Origin of the sequence: Shewanella pneumatophori, from assembly GCF_023283895.1 — a bacterium.
Lineage (GTDB): Bacteria > Pseudomonadota > Gammaproteobacteria > Enterobacterales > Shewanellaceae > Shewanella > Shewanella pneumatophori.
The window spans coordinates 21,683-39,687 of record NZ_JAKILB010000015.1 but is presented as its reverse complement, the minus strand read 5'-3'; the positions used below and the strand labels follow the sequence as shown (position 1 = coordinate 39,687).

The following is an 18,005-nucleotide window of genomic DNA, read 5'->3' as shown; positions in this document are numbered from 1 at the left end:
TGATATTTGCAGGCCACCACGGCATAATCAGCCTAATAACTAAAACAATAATGGATGATTCATGTATAAGTACCTACTCCCAACCTTGTTAGTCGCTAGCCTTAGCGCTTGCCAAACGCCTAGCACGCCAATAAGCGCAGCCGAAACAACAGCCAATACCACTCAAGCAGCAACTAACGCACAACTGCAATCTGCTATCAACAACGCATGGCAAATTTCACTCGACGCCAGCCCAGGGTTTGCTTATTCAATGGGCGACAAGTCAAAAGCGGGACAACTGCAGGACCTATCACCTCAAGCGTTAGCAGCCTTAGATCAGCGCAGGCAAGTATTACTCAAGCAAATCAAACAGGTTGACCGCAACAGCCTTAATAAAAACGATAAAATTAACGCGCAAATCCTGCAAGACCAAGTTCAAAACCAAGTCGACCAATACCGTTATAACGACCACTACATGCCGCTGTCAGCCGAAAGTGGTTTCCATGCTTATATTGCCTCAATAAGTAAAGGTCGCTTCAATAAAGTTGAAGACTATCAGAACTATATTAAGCAACTACAAGCACTACCAAACTACTTCAACCAGCAAACTTACTGGTTAAAACAAGGTATTGCAGCTGGGATCACCCCTTCTAGAGTTACCTTACAAGGTTTTGAAACCAGTATTAGCGCCTTTATTGTGCCAGTTGAAGACAGTGGCTACTTTGCCCCTTTTACTGAATACCCAAGCCATTTTACTGCCGCTGAAAAAGCACAGTTAACCCAACAAGGGCGTGATTTAGTGGCGAATACGGTATTGCCAACCTACCAAGCTTTCTTGGAGTTTATGACTAAAGAGTACATACCCAATACTCGTGAAAGTATCGCATCTTATGATCTACCAAATGGAGAAGCGTTTTACGAAAACCGCGTGCGCTACTACACCACGCTTGATATGACTTCAGATGAAGTGCACCAACTTGGCTTACAAGAAGTTAAACGCATTCGCGCTGAGATGCAGCAAATCATCGAACAAGTTGGCTTTGAAGGTAGCTTTGCTGAATTCCTACACTTTTTACGCACTGACCCGCAGTTTTACCCTAAAACCGCAGAAGAGTTACTTAAAGAAGCTGCTTATATCGCTAAAAAAGCCGATGCCATGCTGCCAAAGTATTTTGGTAAATTACCACGTCAGCCTTATGGTATTGAGCCTGTCCCCGCTGAAATTGCGCCTAAATACACCACAGGACGTTACTCTGGCTCTAACCGAGACGACGAACCAGGCTATTACTGGGTAAATACCTACGCTCTCGATAAACGCCCGTTATATGAAATGGAAGCGCTAACACTGCATGAAGCTGTTCCCGGACACCATCTACAAATCGCGCTCAACCAAGAGTTAACTGACTTACCCAACTTCCGCCGCTACAGCTACATATCAGCATTTGGTGAGGGCTGGGGTTTATACTCGGAATACTTAGGGCTCGAAGCAGGCTTTTACCAAGACCCTTATAGTAACTTCGGCCGCCTAACCTACGAGATGTGGCGCGCAGCGCGTCTAGTGGTAGATACAGGTATGCACGCAAAAGGCTGGAGTCGCCAACAAGCTATCGACTTTATGGCGAGTAACACTGCGCTTTCAATGCATAACGTCACTACCGAAATTGACCGCTATATCAACTGGCCGGGACAAGCACTGTCATACAAGATTGGCGAGTTAACGATTAAGCGCTTACGCGCACAAGCAGAAGCCGAATTGGCAGAGGACTTTGATATCCGCGCCTTCCACGATGCTATTCTTGCTAATGGCTCGGTGCCAATGTCGGTATTAGAGCAGCAGATCAACGATTTTATCGCAACGCAAAAAGCCGCGCTCTAACTAAGACGAATTAACCCTGCTATAGGGTTAATAATAAGGCCGCACTTGCGGCCTTTTTTAATGGGTTATTTGCAGATTTATGTTTCACTAGAGTCTGCCAGAGCAAGTTTGCTACACTGCAAGCAAGATCACTCAATAGAACCACTCCATGTCGATTGCCACAGAGCCTTATATGAACACCACTATTCCAGCTAACTTCTCATCGGAGCATCACCTTAACAGCCCTGAACAGAAAGTTTTTTGGCAACAAGTGACGCAATCGAGCTTTAAAACCCGCGACGATATCACCCTTACCTATGCACGCATCACGCACCCAAATAGCATAGGCACAATTGTGATCAGCAGTGGCCGTGTTGAGTCATACTTAAAATACAAAGAGCTGATGTTTGATTTATATCAGCAGGGCTACAGTTTATTTGCCATTGATCATCGTGGTCAGGGCTTATCTGCCCGAACAACTCAAAATCCCCATCAGGGACATATCGACAAGTTCCAGCGATATGTCGACGACTTTGCCGAATTTATAGACAAAGTTGTAAAGCCGCTAGCAACAGAAAACTACTTTCTAGTAGGCCACTCTATGGGGGGAGCTATTGGCACACTTTACCTAGAGCAATACCCTAAGACGTTTAAAGCGGCCGTTTTTTCTGCGCCCATGTATGGCATCAAACTGCCGCTGACTAAAAGCTTTATTCGTGGCTTAGCTGCTTTGCTAGATAACCACAAAAAGCCTAATTACATCTTAGGTGGTAAGGACTACCACGCTGCAGCATTCGATAAAAATGATCTCACCAACAGTAAATTGCGCTATGAAGATTATCGCGAACTTTATCAGCAAGTGCCGCAGCTACAACTTGGTTCGCCAACTAACCACTGGTTAGTAGAGTCGATTGATGCTGGTGAGCAAGCAATACAAGCTGCGCGTAATAGCCAAATCCCCTTGTTAATCCTGCAAGCAGAAGAAGATACGATTGTTGATAATCGCGCTCAAAAACGCGCGATAAATGGATTATGTCAATTAGTCAAAATCCCCTATGCCCGCCATGAGATATTTATGGAACGGGATAAGCCACGCAACCAAGCATTGAATGCATTACTGGCTTTTTTAGCTAAGGCCTAAAGCATTGTTGAGACATCAAAAAGGATAGCGCTTTGCTATCCTTTTCATTTCAGACTAAGAAACGACTAACCTAACTGCCCCGCCACCATTAACTCACGGGTTTCAGGGATTTCATTATATGAAAGTACATGCAATCCACGAGCAAATGCCAAGGCATAACGCGCTAAAATAGGCCGTAACTGCGGTGATACCAACAACAACGGACTATGACCATGCTCTTTAGCTTGAGCTAACAATTGCGGCATACGCTGTTGTAACTGCGCCAACAATTGCGGGTCGACCGGGAAGCTATCAAGCGAGCCTTTGCCTTGCTGCTGCGACTGGTTCAATGCCGTCATTAAGGTCTGCTCTAGCTGTGGATCTAAGGTCATCACATTGAGCTTAGGTGTCGCGCCAACAATAGAATGCAGAATTGAATTACGCAGCGCACAACGCACGTCAGCCGCCAGTAGTACAGGATCTTTACTGTTCTCGCTGCAATCAAGCAAGGTTGTGGCAATAGTACGGATATCTTTAAGTGATACTTGCTCTTTCAACAGTAAACGATACACCTTTAACTGCAATATTGGGGTTAAAGCACTATTAAGCGATTCCGCCAATTTCGGGCTCTGCTTAGCTAAGCGGTCACTCAAAGATAGAACATCATCATGCTGCAGCATATCCGGTAAGCTCTCACGGATTAGCTTGCTCACATGGGTAGCAATAACGGTTGCATTATCCACCACTGAGTAACCCAGATTGAGCGCCTTGGCTTTATTGTCTTGCTCAATCCATACTGCATCCATTTGGTAAGCGGGCTCTTTGGTAATAATGCCGTCTATTTCCCCAAATACTGGACCACTCTTAATCGCCATTAAGCGGTCAGGATCTAACTCCGCGGTGACAACCGGATTACCCATCAAATTGATTTGATAAGCATTAGGCGCTAGAGAGAGGTTGTCACGCACTCGCACTTCTGCCAATAAAAAACCCGCTTGCTCCGATAAAGTTCGGCGAATACCGGTTAGGCGTTTTTGCAGTTCAGCGCCCTTACTGCGTTCAACCAAATGCACTAAACGATAACCTAAGCGCACTTCAATTAAATCGGTGTAAGGCAAGGCATCCCAGCTCGGCGCAGATGGTTCAGTTAACGTTGTTTCTCTTTGCTGGGCAATTTCAGCAGCTGCTATTTGCGGCTCGCGCAAACTTTGTTTCCAAGCAACAAACCCAAGCAAAGCCGCAAAAGATAGGAATACAAAAGTCGGCATGCCCGGCACTATGCCTAAAATCAGCATGACAATTGCCGAAGTTGCCAGTGTCTTAGGGTTAGCTAATAGCTGCTGGCGCAGCTGTTCTGGCATTTCTTCAGCATCTGATACACGGGTAACAATAATAGCTGCAGCTGTCGCAAGTAATAACGACGGGATCTGCGCAACTAAGCCATCACCAATGGTTAGAAGTGCATAAGTCTTAAATGCTTCGCCAGCACTTAAGTCATGCATAAAGATACCAATCGCCAGGCCGCCTAACATATTGATGGCTAAGATAAGAATACCTGCAATCGCATCACCACGAACAAACTTCGAGGCACCATCCATTGAGCCGTAAAAATCGGCTTCACGAGCGACTTCTTGGCGACGAATTCTTGCTTGATCTTGAGTCAATACACCGGCATTTAAGTCGGCATCAATCGCCATCTGTTTACCGGGTAAGGCATCCAAGGTAAAACGTGCCGAAACCTCAGATATACGCTCGCCACCTTTAGTGATCACCACAAAGTTAATGATCATTAGGATTAAGAAGATAACCCCACCAACCACATAGTTGCCGCCGATAACCACTTCACCAAAGGCTTGAATAACCTTACCAGCTGCATCGCCACCTTCATGGCCTTCGATCAATACCACACGAGTAGAGGCAACGTTTAGGGTGAGTCGCAACAAGGTTGCTAGCAGCAAAACCGTTGGGAATACCGAAAACTCTAATGGCCGACGAATCGACACACCAACCAGCAACACCATCACAGCAAGTACGATGTTAAAGGTAAACAGGATGTCGAGCAGCCATGGTGGTAGGGGCAAGATAACCATGGCCAACACAGCCAGCAACATGATTGGAATACCAATATAGCTTGGGCTACCAGCAAAAACGCGCGAGAACCATTTCATTAATTCAAATAACCTTTAATCATGTTGTAAGTTTTTAGGGATAAAAAAGTGTGGCAATGGCTCAGGCTTAGCCTGAATACCTTGTCTTGCGGCCCGCAGTTGCATTACATACGTAAGTACATGGGCAATGGCAACAAATAGCCCAGCTGGGATCTGTTGTTCAACTTGAGTAGAGTAATAAATCGCACGAGTTAGCGGTGGCAGCTCTATCACTTCAATGTCGTGCCGCTTAGCAATATCACGCATATAAAGAGCTAACTCATCGGTGCCTTTCGCGACCACATAAGGTGCATCCGCTTTATCTAAATCATATTTTAGTGCCACCGCATAATGGCTTGGGTTAACCAGTAAAACATCGGCTTTAGGCACAGATATATCAGCACGTGAGCGACTGATTCGCTGCTGCATTTGGCGAATTTTAGCTTTGATTTCTGGCTTGCCATCTTGTTGTTTGTGTTCGTCTTTCACCTCTTGCAGAGACATTCTCAATTCTTTGTGATGGCTCCAATATTGATACGGCACATCGATAAAAGTAATCAACAACAACCCCAAGCCTAGATACAACATAGCCAAACTGAGCATATCAATGCCCTTTACCACGGCTTCATCTACCGGTAATTGGCTGATTGCCATCAAGTCTTGAAAGTTTTTCTGCAAAAAGATCAACATAATGCCAATCAGTAACACTATCTTAAGAATTGATTTTACAAGCTCAACCAATGACTTAACTGACGCCATGCGCCCTAGGCCAGCAATAGGGTCAATACGGCTATATTTGAAATTTGCATTATTAAAGCTAAATATCAACCCGCCAGGCATAGCTCCAGCCACCATGGCAATAATGGCCACCATTAAAAACAATGGCCCAAGAATATTAAGGATCTCCAATAAGGCATGCGCCATGTGCCGCGCCATCATGCCAGGCTCGTCTAATTGAGCCTTAGTAAACGCCATATTGGTTCGCGTTAACTCTGCGACCCGAGCTGCAATCCAATCACTTGTTGTGGTGAGTATTAATGAACAACCAATGATTAACGCTGACGCCGCCAGATCTTTAGAACGCGGAACCTGCCCCTGTTCGCGGGCTTTACGTAATTTCTGCGGGGTGGCTTTTTCTGTTTTACTTTGGCCGCTATCTTTATTGCTCATATTGCACCACCTATAAACTGGTACATGGCAGATAGCGCATCTAAACACAAATCGCTATAACGACTCGGCAAACCACTAAATGAGAAAAACACACACAAAAGTCCCATCAACATAGACATGGGAAAGCCAAGGGCAAATACGTTTAATGAGGGCGCCGCTCGGCTCAATACGCCAAAAGTGAGATTAACGACTAACATCGCCAAAATAGCTGGCAGTGCTAACATGAATGCGGCGGCAAAGATCCAAGCAAATCGCGCAATAAGTCCCATAAGAGGCAACTCAAATACCCCCATACCTATCGGCCACAGCTTAAAACTATCGACTAACACCCCAATTGCTACCAAATGGCCATCTAGTGCCAAAAACAATAAAGTGCCATAAAGCATAAACCACAAGCCCAAAATGGGGTTGCTGCCACCACTTGATGGATCATTCATTACAGCCATAGACAAACCCATTTGCATCGACATCATCGCGCCGAAAAGGGTCATAACATGGATCATAATCGACAAAAACAGTGCCAACATAAAGCCAATTAAAAGCTGTTCAACAGCTAGAATTAGCGCTTGAAAAGAAACAGCATCAACCTGTGGTACAGGTGGTAATAGCGGAGCAATTAATGCCGAAATACTCATGGCTAACAAAATACGTACCGTAGCCGGGATATAGTTATTGCCCAAAAAAGGCATTACCATAAATGCGCCCATAATTCGGCAAAATGGCCACCAAAAAGTGCCGATAAATGCACTAATTTGCACAGAGGTTAGCGACAGCAACGATTAACCCTTAACCGATTAAATGTGGAATGTTCATAAACAAACGATCAAAGAAATCGCAGATTTTCATCAGTAACCACTCACCGGCAAAAACCACCATCAACAAGGTAATAACCAAGCGTGGTAAAAAGCTTAAGGTTTGCTCGTTAACTTGGGTCGCTGCCTGAAATACGGCAATAAACAATCCAACCAACAACCCCGGTACGACCAAAACTCCCACCATTGCGACAACCAAAAATATCGCTTCGGCAAACATTGCTGTTAGTTCATTAATGTCCATAGCCTAAAGTCTTATCTCACTACCAGCGCTAACAATATTGACTGAGCAACATCATTGATGCACATTGCTAAGCTCCAAAACTCATCAATAAATTAATCACAGCAGGCCAGTCATTTAGTGCCACTAAAGCCAGCATAACCACGCCAAGCAACCAATACAGCACATCAGAAAAAGAGTGGTAAAGCTGCAGGTATTCTTTATCAGCTAGTCTCATAAACACATAAACTCCATGGATAACAAGCTAGCCATAACTCGCGACTAGTGTACTTACCGTCATCGACCAACCGTCGACAAGAACAAATACCATCAACTTAAATGGTAACGAGATAATCAAAGGCGAGAGCATCATCATACCCATAGACATCAGCACACTCGCCACGACTAGATCGATTACCAAGAAGGGTAAAAAAATCAAAAATCCGATCTGAAATGCTGTTTTTAATTCACTCAGCACAAAAGCAGGCATTAACACAAAGAAAGGGATTTCATCGGCGGTTAGCGTCAGCGGCTCGTCGGCAATTTTTAGCATCTGCTCCAAGTCGGTTTCTCGGGTTTGCGCTAACATAAACTGCCGTAATGGTATTTCGGCGCGAGCAACTGCTTCAGTTAACTCAATGTGGCCTAGGTCATAAGGCAAAAAAGCCTCATCGTAGATAGCTTGTCCAGTTGGACGCATGATAAAAATAGTCATCACCAAAGCGATACCGATCAACACTTTATTTGGCGGACTCTGCTGCAAACCCAGCGCCTGACGCAAAATGGCTAGCACTACAATAATTCGAGTAAAGCTGGTTAACATCATTAGTAAGGCAGGTAGAAAACTCAGCACTGTCATTAGTGCCAAAATCTCCAATTTTACGTTTACCGCTTGGGTCTTATCGCCATCAGCAAGTGAAAATAGCGTAAATCCGTCGCCTGCGTAAGCAGCTGAAGAAAAACTTAACAATACAACCAGCAACACTCGCCACATAGTTAGTCAGCAGCTCCAGTTAAGCTTGTTGCCTCAACCTCAAGTAAACGCACGCCGTAACGACCATTAACTTCAACGACCTCACCACGTCCCAATAGAGCGCCGTTGACTCGAATATCCAACGGCTCACCTACCATGCGGTCAAGGGCAACAACATCGCCCTCGCCCATTTGGGTTAGCTCGCCTAAAGACATTTCAACACTCGCTAACTCTAACGTGACATGTACAGGAAGCTGCTGAAAAAAAGACATATCTTTTACAGGCTTCGCCGACACTTTAGGTTCGCCAATAGCTGTGTCAGCGAAAAAATCATCATCCAATAAAAAATCATCGTCTTGTAAAATGCTATTGTCAGCCATTGAATTGTTCCTCGTGTAAAAACAGTTCTTGAGTCAATTTGGCCACTAGCTGCCCCTCATGGGTATGGACAGTGGCGTAGAAAAGTGGGCGCTTGCCAACAGTAACTGGGCAGCGAGAATGTAAGTTCATTGGCAATACATCGCCAACAGCCAAACTTTGCAGTGAGGTAACAGGCATACTCTGACGCCCTAACTCCAACAAAGTTTTAACTGGGATCTGCTTGAGGCGCTGAGCCAACTTATGTGCCAGTTCAGGATCAGCCTGATACTGGCTAGGCTGTTCAGCCATTAACTCCAGCAAATGTTCGGCCATATAAAACTTAATGGCAGGGCCAAAATGAGCAGCAGGAAAGCTCAGCTCACAGCAAACAGGAGCTGTAATAGGGGTTTTACTCATCACCAGCTCCAACTCAAGCTTGCTGATGTCAATCTCAGTGATAGGCAATGTCGCAATTGCGGCCAACATAAGGCGCTTTACTAAGCGAAATTCAGACTGACTTGGCGATCTTAACGGCGATACCATAGCCGTTGAATAGCAACCGTAATAACTACTTGCGAGCTGGTCTAGGGTGCATTTGTCTATTGACCACCAACCTAATTCAACGCGGTTATAGCTCAATAAAAACCATGCATGCTCCAACTCAGGTATCAAGGCTTGATGGTGAACACTCAGAGATACATTAGACAATGCATAGTGACCTTGACGAGTTATTGGCAGTAGTAACTCATTCACTACATCCATCATTGGCCGCTGACATGACTCTAATTGCAATAAAAGCCGACTACGCGCCAATTTTTCCTTAATTAATACTACGGGCCTAACCTTAATTCCCACATTGGATTTAATTAAATTGGCTTTAGCGGTTGTCTTCATCATATTTCCCACAAAAATACAGCGTCAATAAATCGGCGTAACAACTAAAAAAGCTATTAAAATGACTAATGCCAAAATAGCGACTCAGTGAAATTTAATTAAAAAAAAGCAGCCTAACAAAAATCAAGGCAGAATATAAACAAAAACATATTTAGTTAACAATTAGCTTTTAAATAAAATAACAAAAAACAAGGCGACCATTTAAAGAAAAAACTGAAATTTTATTTTAAAAAACTCAACACAAAACACTTAAACCAATAAAAACAACAACTTAAAATACGAAAACTTCAATAAACAAGCCGTCACGTCTTAAAAACAATCAAAAAATATATCAAACAAAAATTTTAAGGTGATGGTTTTAAATCAGTTAAGGTATTACTGCAAGTGTTTATTACGTGGGAAGCGAAACTAATTACTTAAAAATTGATTTGAATAAAAAATAAAACCAAAAGAGTTTTACTTAAATTAATATTACGTGTTTAATTAGCAACCTTAAAAATAGAATTATAAAAAGCACCCTTCTACATTTAAGGATTATGAAAAATTGAAACCTTCAGTTTATATATTAATCTGTTTGAATTTTATTGTTATGGCCACAGCCAATAATGCAATGGCGGTAACAAATAGCTATCAAACCCACTTAGAAAAAGCCCACTGGGATTTTTCTGGTGATGTATTTGGCTGCCAAATAAGCCATAAAGTGCAGCGTTTCGGCACATTACAACTCATAGCAAAGCCTGGCGAGGCGTTAACGCTAACTTTGCAAACTGATTGGCTACATTTAGAGAATAACCAAAGTACAGCCACTGTTGTTGCCCCTTCATGGCAATCAAATGAGGTCTCTTCATCAGCAACTACTTTGCTTAATTGGCAAGGCTCTCACGCCAGCAGCCAAAAAAATATCGCAGTCTTTTTAGAAGCCCTTGAACAGGGGCTAACTTGGCAAGTTGCCATTTCTGCCGCAGAAACCAATTACCTCATCAATTCAAGCCCGGTATCAACACAAACTGCAGCCAACCAATTCCGAGTTTGCCGTCAGCAATTACTGCCACAACCATTCGAGTATCTACGCCGGTTAGATTTACGATTTGCGAGCAGCTCAAGCCAACTTCAAGCGAGTCATGAACAAGACCTGTATGCGCTTTATCGCTATCTACAAGCAGATCCTAGCATTAAAGAAATACTCATCGACGGCCATGCAGATGCCTCTGGCGACCATCTATCAAATTTATTATTAAGCAAAGAGCGTGCAGACGAAGTCATGTCGCGACTTATCGAACTCGGAGTGCCAGCCAATATTATCCAAGTCCGTCATCACGGAAACCGAGCGCCAACCGCGAGTAATAGCAGTGTTTCAGGTCGAGAACTAAATCGTCGAGTTACCCTTCGACTCGTAAAATCAGCAACTCAGGTAGCAGCGAAATGAATGGCTCTAGCTTAAGATTTGTCGATACCCAAATAGCACAATCAAGTGTGAATTTGCTCACTGAGCAAGGGTTTCATCTATGGAATTCCACAGTAGGTAAAGCGCCTTGGTTAAGCTTGGTCAACTTATCGCAAACTCAGCCAGATAAAGTTGAAACTCAGTTACAGCGTTATCCTGGCAAGCACCAAATTGCCTTACTGGAACCAGAACAAACTGAACTGGCTAGCATAGCCATGCAGTGCGGTGTTCAAGATTATTTATTGCTACCGATTGATGAAAATCAGCTGTGCTCATTACTACAAAGATTACGCCGTTTAGAGCTGCCAAATAACGAATTAATTTGCGCTGCGCCAGTAAGCCGTCAGCTTTTAATGTTAGCTCACAGAGCTGCGATGACAGAGGCAACAGTGTTACTCACTGGCGAGAGTGGTACAGGTAAAGAGCCGCTAGCTCGCTATATTCATCGCCATTCTAATCGCGCCGAGCAACCATTTATCGCAATTAACTGTGCAGCCATTCCAGAAAGTATTTTAGAGTCGATTCTATTTGGTCATGTGAAAGGCGCATTCACCGGAGCCAGTAATGATCAAGCAGGTAAGTTTGAGCTGGCTAATAACGGCACCTTATTGCTCGATGAAATCGGTGAAATGCCTTTATTACTGCAAGCCAAGTTACTGCGAGTGCTGCAAGAGCGAGAAGTTGAGCGTTTAGGTAGCCATAAGTCGATTCGCTTAAACATTCGGGTGATTGCCGCGACCAATAAAGATCTGCGCCAAGCAGTCAAAGACGGTAGCTTTAGGCAAGATCTATTTTACCGCTTGGATGTACTTCCAATAAAAATTTTACCTTTGCGCCAACGCCGTGAAGATATCTTGCCTATCGCTGAACACTTCTTACAACGCTACAAAATGTTAGCAGCCGATCAACCCTGCTATTTCAGCGAGCCTGCACGTAATTTACTGCTCAGCCACGACTGGCCGGGAAATGTTAGAGAACTAGAAAACACCATTCAACGTGCACTCGTTATGCGTCGCGGGCAGGCAATTCAAGCCGAAGAACTCGGTCTAGCAAGCACGGTAAGCGAACAAGTTAACAGCCCAAATGAACTCGGGTTAAAGGCTTCAAAACGCCATGCTGAGTTTCAATACATTATCGATACATTGAAACGTAACAATGGCCAACGCAACCGCACCGCAGAAGCACTAGGAATGACGACTCGAGCACTACGCTACAAGCTAGTGCAAATGAGAGAACAAGGTATTGATATTGACCATATCTTGTCGCAATCAGGCCATGCCGCGTAAGCCTAAATTCGATTTTTAAGGATCTCCTATGTCAAATGCCAGTATCACTAGCCCGCAATTGCTAATGCAGCAAATGAGCATTCACACCGAGATGGCAAAGGGCGCTATCAATGTCGGCCCTAATCCACGTGACTTTGGTTTTCAACCCGCTTCTTTTAGCGAACTAATGAAGCAAAAAGTCTCTGAAATCAACGCTGACCAAAATGCCTCATCGGCTTTAGTCCGTGCGGTCGATAGCGGTCAAAGTAGTGATCTTGTGGGGGCAATGGTGGCGTCACAAAAAGCCAGCCTGTCGTTTTCAGCCATGATCCAAATACGAAACCGCTTAGTGCAAGCATTCGATGACGTTATGAAGATGCCGATTTAACCCAGCCCTAATTCTTATTCATTGCGATAACACTTAAAAACCACTGTCGGTTTAAGTGAGGATAACTAAAACATGTCAACAACATTGACTCAAACAAGCCCTGCAATAACCGATGCTTCAAGTAAAAGTGATCATCTTGGAAACCTAAAACAAAAATGGCAGCAGTTCAGCTTAGGCGACCGTCATGCCGCCACTTTAGCTATCATGGCCATTGTCGCAGCCTGTGTCATCGTATTAATGCTTTGGAGTACAGGCCAAGGTTATCGACCTTTGTATGGTGATCAGGAAAATGTTGAAACTGCGCATATTATTGAAGTGCTAGATGCTGAAGGGCTCAGTTATCGTCTCGACCCAACTAGTGGTCTAGTTCTAGTTCCTGAAGACAAGCTCGGCCACGCTAGAATGTTGCTCGCCGCTCGGGGTGTTAAAGCTAAAGTACCGTCGGGGATGGAATCACTTGAGTCTTCTGCCATTGGCACTAGCCAATTTATGGAACAAGCTAAATATCGTTACAGTCTTGAAGGCGAACTGTCACGCACCATCATGGCACTAAAGGCGGTGAAAACTGCCCGAGTGCATTTAGCTATCCCGAAAAAAACCTTATTTATTCGCCAGCAACCTGAACTACCAACAGCTTCGGTCATGCTTGATCTATATGCTGGTCAGCACCTAAAACCTGAACAAATTACCTCTATTGCCAATTTAGTTGCTGGCAGTGTTACTGGCATGACATCAGAACAAGTGCAGATTGTTGACCAAGAAGGTAACCATTTAAGCGCCGAGCTCAACGCCAATCAAGATATGACTCAAGCACGCGATAAGCAACTTGAATACACCCAAGAGCTAGAGCAAATTCTTATCAACCGCGCTTCTAGCATGCTGTTACCAATCCTTGGTCAAGATAACTTCCAAGTACAAGTTGCAGCAAAAGTTAACTTTAACGAAGTAGAAGAAACTCGTGAGTCGGTTGATCCACAAACTGTTGTCGTCCAAGAAAATCAAAGCACCAACCAAAGTAATGGTGATATGGCTTTAGGGATCCCTGGCGCATTAAGTAATCAGCCACCAACGGCTAATCCTGCAGCCAACAATGCCAGCACCAATTTGAACCAACAACAAAGTCGTCAGTTTGAAGTAGGTCGCTCAGTTAAACACACTCGCTACCAACAAATGCAATTAGAAAGTCTATCTATTGCTGTGTTGCTAAATAATCAAGCAGCTGGTGAAGCAGGTTGGACTCAGCCGCAACTCGACCAAATCAGCAATATGGTGCAAGGCGCTATTGGCTACACCGCCAATCGTGGTGACCAATTCAGTATCAGCAGTTTCAATTTTGCACCCGTTAAGCTTGTTGAATTTGAACCGCTACCTTGGTGGCAAGGCGAGAGCTATCAGGCCTATTTACGCTATTTCATTGGTGCCATCTTAGGTTTAGGGATGATTTTCTTTGTGCTGCGTCCACTTGTGCAGCACCTAACCCGCACCGTTGAATATGGCAGCAAAGAAGCTCAGCAAGACACGGCAATACCGCTCATGTCGCCAACAGCTGAAGCCAATGAAGCACTCGCGACGCAGCAATCAAACGACGCCTTAGTACCACGGGATAATATTAAGGCCACAAACAGCTGGACCAGCAACCTAAGTCTACCTGCACCAGGCTCACCTTTAACGGTACAAATGGACCACTTAAGCTTACTGGCAACCCAAGAACCTGCGCGTGTAGCTGAAGTCATATCCCACTGGATCAGCGATCGTGACAACGAACAAGTTAATCAACAGGCATAGCCAAAAAATAGGTAACCCAAACCGTGAATAATAATGCAATCACACTAAAAATGGATAACCTAGAGCAAGCAGCCATGCTGTTATTGAGTATGGGTGAAGAAGCAGCAGCTCAAGTTATGGCGCATCTAGATAAGAACGATGTACAGCAGTTAAGTTATAAAATGGCGCGACTTGCCAGTATTACTCAACAAGAAGCTGAAGCGGTAATCGAGCGCTTTTTTAATCGCTACCAAGAGCAATCTGGTATCGCGCGCGCCTCACGCACTTATCTGCAAAAAACCTTAGATTTAGCCTTAGGTGATCGGGTGGCAAAAAGCTTAATCGACACCATTTATGGTGACGAAATTAAGATTTTAGTTAAACGTCTTGAATGGGTTGACCCGCAACTACTGGCGCGAGAAATAGCTAATGAGCATTGCCAACTACAAGCGGTACTGCTTGGTCTTTTGCCGCCAGAGAATGCTGCATTAGTGCTGCAAAGTCTGCCTGTAGAAGGCCAGGATGAAGTTCTACTGCGTATTGCCCAACTCGGTGATATTGACCGTGAAGTGGTTGATGAGTTAAAGCAACTGGTAGAGCGCTGTATGCTTAACGCTATGGATAAAAGCCATACCCAAGTAAGCGGTGTACGCCAAGTTGCCGATATTCTTAACCGTTTTGACGGTGATCGTGAGCAGCTTATGGAAATGCTCAAACTGCACGACAAACAACTTGCCAGCAATGTGGCTGACAATATGTTCGACTTTATCATTTTGGGGCGTCAGAAACCTGAGACCTTACAAACAATCATGGCTGTAGTGCCTGCTGATGTATTAGCTCTGGCGCTAAAAGGTATTGAAAACGAGTTAAAGCAAGCCTTACTTAACGCACTACCTAAACGTATGTCATCAGCCATCGAAACCCAAATTGAAGCCATTGGCACAGTGCCTTTAAGCCAAGCTATTGCCGCCCGTAAAGAGATTATGGAGCTAGCAAAACAGATGATGGACGATAGTGAAATTGAGCTACAACTCTTTGAAGAACAGGTTGTTGAATAATGACGAATACAACAAATAAGCCTGATCCTCGCTGGCGCCTAGTTGGCCAACATCCTCGCCGCCACCGTTTTTCACCATTAATAGAAACTGGCAATGAAACTGAAGCTTCTGGCTGGCAAGATTTTCAACAAGCTTTCGACAAAGGCTATGACGAAGGCGTGCAAAAAGGCCATATTGCTGGTTATAGCTCAGGTGAAGAAGAAGGTCGCCAAGCTGGCTACGCAGCAGGATTTAACCAAGGCCGCATTGAGGGGCAGCAAAAGGGTAAAGACAATATTGAAGATCAACTCAATAGCCTAATTGCACCACTTGGCGCCCTCCAAGCAGTGCTCGAAGAAGGCCATAATCAACAAATATTGCAGCAGCAGTCGTTAATTCTCGACCTTGTCCGCCGAGTATCGCTACAAGTGATTCGCTGCGAACTTACCCTGCAGCCACAACAGATTTTAACCTTAATTGAAGAAACGTTAGCAGCGCTGCCAGATGACCCGACTCAGGTTAAAATTCACTTAGAACCAAGCGCAGTAGATAAGCTCAAAGAATTAGCTGCTGATAAAGTGCAATCTTGGACATTAGTCGCTGACCCAAGCATCAGCGCTGGCGGCTGCCGTATTGTTAGTGAAACGGCTGACGCCGACGCTTCAGTGGAAAGTCGTCTTAATCGTTGTATGGCACAAGTTGAAGCGCACCTACAAGACACGCAAGCAACTGCGGTAGACGAACAAGAGGCCAAAGTTGAAGCTTAATGCGGATATTTTAAACTGGCCCAAAGTGCCTGTCGCCCAAGTTTATGGCCGTTTAACTCGAGTAAACGGCTTATTGCTTGAAGCCGTAGGCTGCCAGTTAGCCACAGGTGACCGTTGTCATATTGAATGTCGCGATAACCATCTAGTGGAAGCTGAAGTCGTTGGCTTTCATAAAGATACCCTTTGCTTAATGCCCATTGAACATACCAACGGCTTAATGCCTGGCGCGCGGGTGATGCCCATCGAGGGACGCTATCAAATACCCACAGGCTTAGGCCTCCTCGGCCGAGTACTTGACGGTTTAGGTCAGCCTTTAGATGAGTTAGGTTGTATCAAGCATCTACCGCAAGTGCCGCTGCAATTTAAAACCACCAACCCGTTAAAGCGTAAACCTATTCGCGAACCGTTAGATGTCGGGATCAGAGCTATTAACTCATTGCTACCGGTTGGTCGCGGACAACGCCTAGGCTTATTTGCAGGCTCAGGTGTAGGTAAAAGCGTATTACTCGGCATGATGACCCGCTTTACTGAAGCCGATATTGTGGTTGTTGGCCTAATTGGTGAGCGTGGCCGTGAAGTTAGAGAGTTTATTGAAGAAGCACTTGGTGAAGAAGGTCGTAAACGTGCTGTCGTTATTGCTGCGCCAGCCGATACCACACCATTAATGCGCATGCGCGCGATGCGCCTATGCCATCAAGTTGCTGCTGGGTACCGTGACCAAGGCAAGCAAGTATTAATGTTAGTCGATTCGCTAACTCGTTACGCACAAGCGCAACGAGAAATTGCACTTAGCTTAGGTGAGCCACCAGCAACCAAAGGTTATCCACCTTCAGCATTTGCGCTATTACCAAGCTTGGTAGAAATGGCCGGTAATAGTCAGCACCCAACAGGGACTCTTACCGCTTTTTATACTGTACTGACCGAGGGTGACGACCAGCAAGATCCAATCGCTGATTCTGCTCGGGCAATTTTAGATGGTCATATTGTGCTTAATCGTAAACTTGCCGAACAAGGGCACTTTCCAGCAATAGATATCGGTGCTTCGGTGAGCCGTTTAGCCTCGCAAGTTGCTACCCCAGAAACGCTAAAGCAAGCCCAATGGTTTAGACACCTCAACAGTCGATATAACGAAGTAAAAGAGCTTCTGCCACTTGGTGGTTATCAAGCTGGACACGACCAAGAAATGGACATGGCAGTAAGCGCCTATCCGCAAATGGCTGCCTTTCTGCGCCAAGAAACTCATACCCAAGCAGACTTATCTCAAAGTCTCAGCGCATTAGCTCAACTTGTCGCTCAAATGGGCTTTGTCAGCAACGAAGAAACAGCTAAATGAAGCAATTACAGATCTTGTGCCAACAAGAAGAGAAAAAGCTAAGCCAGTTGGGCCTGCAAAAAACGACCGCTCAACAACAAATCAGCCGTATCGAGCAGCAAAAACAGCAATTAGGCCAGATGATAAGCGACTACTCTCAGGCAAATAGTCGCTGCGCGTCTGCCATGCTACTGCAAAATAATGCGCAGATGTGTCAGGTTATCGAACCTATGCTTAAACAGCTCACTCGTAAGCAGCTATTACTGCAGCAAGAGCAACAGCGAGTACATGGCCTATGGCGGAAACAATTGGGACGCCAGCAAAGCATTCAGTGGCTGTACAATGAACGTGTACAGCAACATAGGCAATTGCAGCAAAAACAGGAACAAAAACAGTTGGATGATTTAGCCGCGCGATATGTTCGCGCTTAACGGCACTTGATGGCATCAAGCGCCGTAGGGTTAACTTAGGTAGTTAACCTATACAATTGGGCCGTTA

At 44.8% G+C, this 18,005-nt stretch carries 18 protein-coding genes; 10 read left to right on the top strand and 8 right to left on the bottom strand.

The window, feature by feature from the left end; genetic code table 11:
* Positions 1–61 precede the first annotated feature (61 nt).
* Complete coding sequence (locus tag L2740_RS18270) at positions 62–1,855, top strand: DUF885 domain-containing protein (protein WP_248951492.1); 1,794 nt, start codon at positions 62–64, stop codon at positions 1,853–1,855.
* 148 nt (positions 1,856–2,003) lie between these two features.
* Entirely contained in the window at positions 2,004–2,975 is a 972-nt protein-coding gene (locus L2740_RS18265) for an alpha/beta fold hydrolase (RefSeq protein ID WP_248951491.1), read from the top strand.
* A gap of 65 nt (positions 2,976–3,040) precedes the next feature.
* On the opposite strand, the gene flhA is transcribed toward L2740_RS18265, so the two are convergent.
* The 8 genes from flhA to L2740_RS18225 all read right to left on the bottom strand — a co-directional run bounded on the left by flhA (position 3,041) and on the right by L2740_RS18225 (position 9,530).
* Complete coding sequence (gene flhA, locus L2740_RS18260; protein WP_248471603.1) at positions 3,041–5,122, bottom strand: flagellar biosynthesis protein FlhA; 2,082 nt, start codon at positions 5,120–5,122, stop codon at positions 3,041–3,043.
* Between the two features lie 15 nt (positions 5,123–5,137).
* A complete protein-coding gene (gene flhB, locus L2740_RS18255; RefSeq protein ID WP_248951490.1) occupies positions 5,138–6,271 on the bottom strand; it encodes a flagellar biosynthesis protein FlhB in 1,134 nt (377 codons plus the stop codon).
* Positions 6,268–7,047: a flagellar biosynthetic protein FliR gene (gene fliR, locus L2740_RS18250; protein ID WP_248471601.1), complete on the bottom strand. Its 780-nt coding sequence runs from the start codon at positions 7,045–7,047 to the stop codon at positions 6,268–6,270. Before fliR ends, flhB begins: the two co-directional genes overlap by 4 nt.
* Positions 7,048–7,057: 10 nt before the next feature.
* On the bottom strand, positions 7,058–7,327 hold the full coding sequence (fliQ, locus tag L2740_RS18245; RefSeq protein WP_248471600.1) for a flagellar biosynthesis protein FliQ: 270 nt from the start codon (positions 7,325–7,327) through the stop codon (positions 7,058–7,060).
* A 67-nt stretch (positions 7,328–7,394) separates the two neighbouring features.
* Positions 7,395–7,547, bottom strand: coding sequence for a hypothetical protein (locus L2740_RS18240; protein WP_248951489.1), 153 nt, complete (start codon positions 7,545–7,547; stop codon positions 7,395–7,397).
* Between the two features lie 21 nt (positions 7,548–7,568).
* Positions 7,569–8,297: a flagellar type III secretion system pore protein FliP gene (gene fliP / locus L2740_RS18235; RefSeq protein WP_248471598.1), complete on the bottom strand. Its 729-nt coding sequence runs from the start codon at positions 8,295–8,297 to the stop codon at positions 7,569–7,571.
* A 2-nt stretch (positions 8,298–8,299) separates the two neighbouring features.
* On the bottom strand, positions 8,300–8,656 hold the full coding sequence (gene fliN, locus L2740_RS18230) for a flagellar motor switch protein FliN (RefSeq protein WP_248951488.1): 357 nt from the start codon (positions 8,654–8,656) through the stop codon (positions 8,300–8,302).
* Positions 8,649–9,530 (bottom strand): FliM/FliN family flagellar motor switch protein, encoded by an 882-nt coding sequence (locus L2740_RS18225; protein WP_248951487.1) that lies wholly within the window; start codon positions 9,528–9,530, stop codon positions 8,649–8,651. The genes fliN and L2740_RS18225 overlap by 8 nt, the downstream gene beginning before the upstream one ends.
* Positions 9,531–10,119: 589 nt before the next feature.
* Here L2740_RS18225 and L2740_RS18220 point away from each other — a divergent pair.
* The 8 genes from L2740_RS18220 (at position 10,120) to L2740_RS18185 (ending at position 17,938) form a co-directional block, all read left to right on the top strand.
* Positions 10,120–10,956, top strand: coding sequence for a MotY family protein (locus L2740_RS18220; protein ID WP_248951486.1), 837 nt, complete (start codon positions 10,120–10,122; stop codon positions 10,954–10,956).
* Complete coding sequence (locus tag L2740_RS18215; RefSeq protein ID WP_248951485.1) at positions 10,953–12,260, top strand: sigma-54 interaction domain-containing protein; 1,308 nt, start codon at positions 10,953–10,955, stop codon at positions 12,258–12,260. The genes L2740_RS18220 and L2740_RS18215 overlap by 4 nt, the downstream gene beginning before the upstream one ends.
* 28 nt (positions 12,261–12,288) lie before the next feature.
* Positions 12,289–12,627, top strand: a complete 339-nt coding sequence (gene fliE / locus L2740_RS18210) for a flagellar hook-basal body complex protein FliE (RefSeq protein WP_248951484.1) — start codon at positions 12,289–12,291, stop codon at positions 12,625–12,627.
* 72 nt (positions 12,628–12,699) lie between these two features.
* Positions 12,700–14,412, top strand: a complete 1,713-nt coding sequence (gene fliF / locus L2740_RS18205; protein ID WP_248951483.1) for a flagellar basal-body MS-ring/collar protein FliF — start codon at positions 12,700–12,702, stop codon at positions 14,410–14,412.
* 50 nt (positions 14,413–14,462) lie between these two features.
* Positions 14,463–15,449, top strand: a complete 987-nt coding sequence (locus L2740_RS18200) for a flagellar motor switch protein FliG (protein ID WP_248951555.1) — start codon at positions 14,463–14,465, stop codon at positions 15,447–15,449.
* Entirely contained in the window at positions 15,449–16,195 is a 747-nt protein-coding gene (gene fliH / locus L2740_RS18195) for a flagellar assembly protein FliH (protein ID WP_248951482.1), read from the top strand. The genes L2740_RS18200 and fliH overlap by 1 nt, the downstream gene beginning before the upstream one ends.
* The gene (locus L2740_RS18190; RefSeq protein ID WP_248951481.1) at positions 16,185–17,528 is read left to right on the top strand and encodes a FliI/YscN family ATPase; all 1,344 of its coding nucleotides are present in this window, start codon (positions 16,185–16,187) and stop codon (positions 17,526–17,528) included. The genes fliH and L2740_RS18190 overlap by 11 nt, the downstream gene beginning before the upstream one ends.
* Positions 17,525–17,938: a flagellar FliJ family protein gene (locus tag L2740_RS18185; RefSeq protein ID WP_248951480.1), complete on the top strand. Its 414-nt coding sequence runs from the start codon at positions 17,525–17,527 to the stop codon at positions 17,936–17,938. The genes L2740_RS18190 and L2740_RS18185 overlap by 4 nt, the downstream gene beginning before the upstream one ends.
* Positions 17,939–18,005 lie beyond the last annotated feature (67 nt).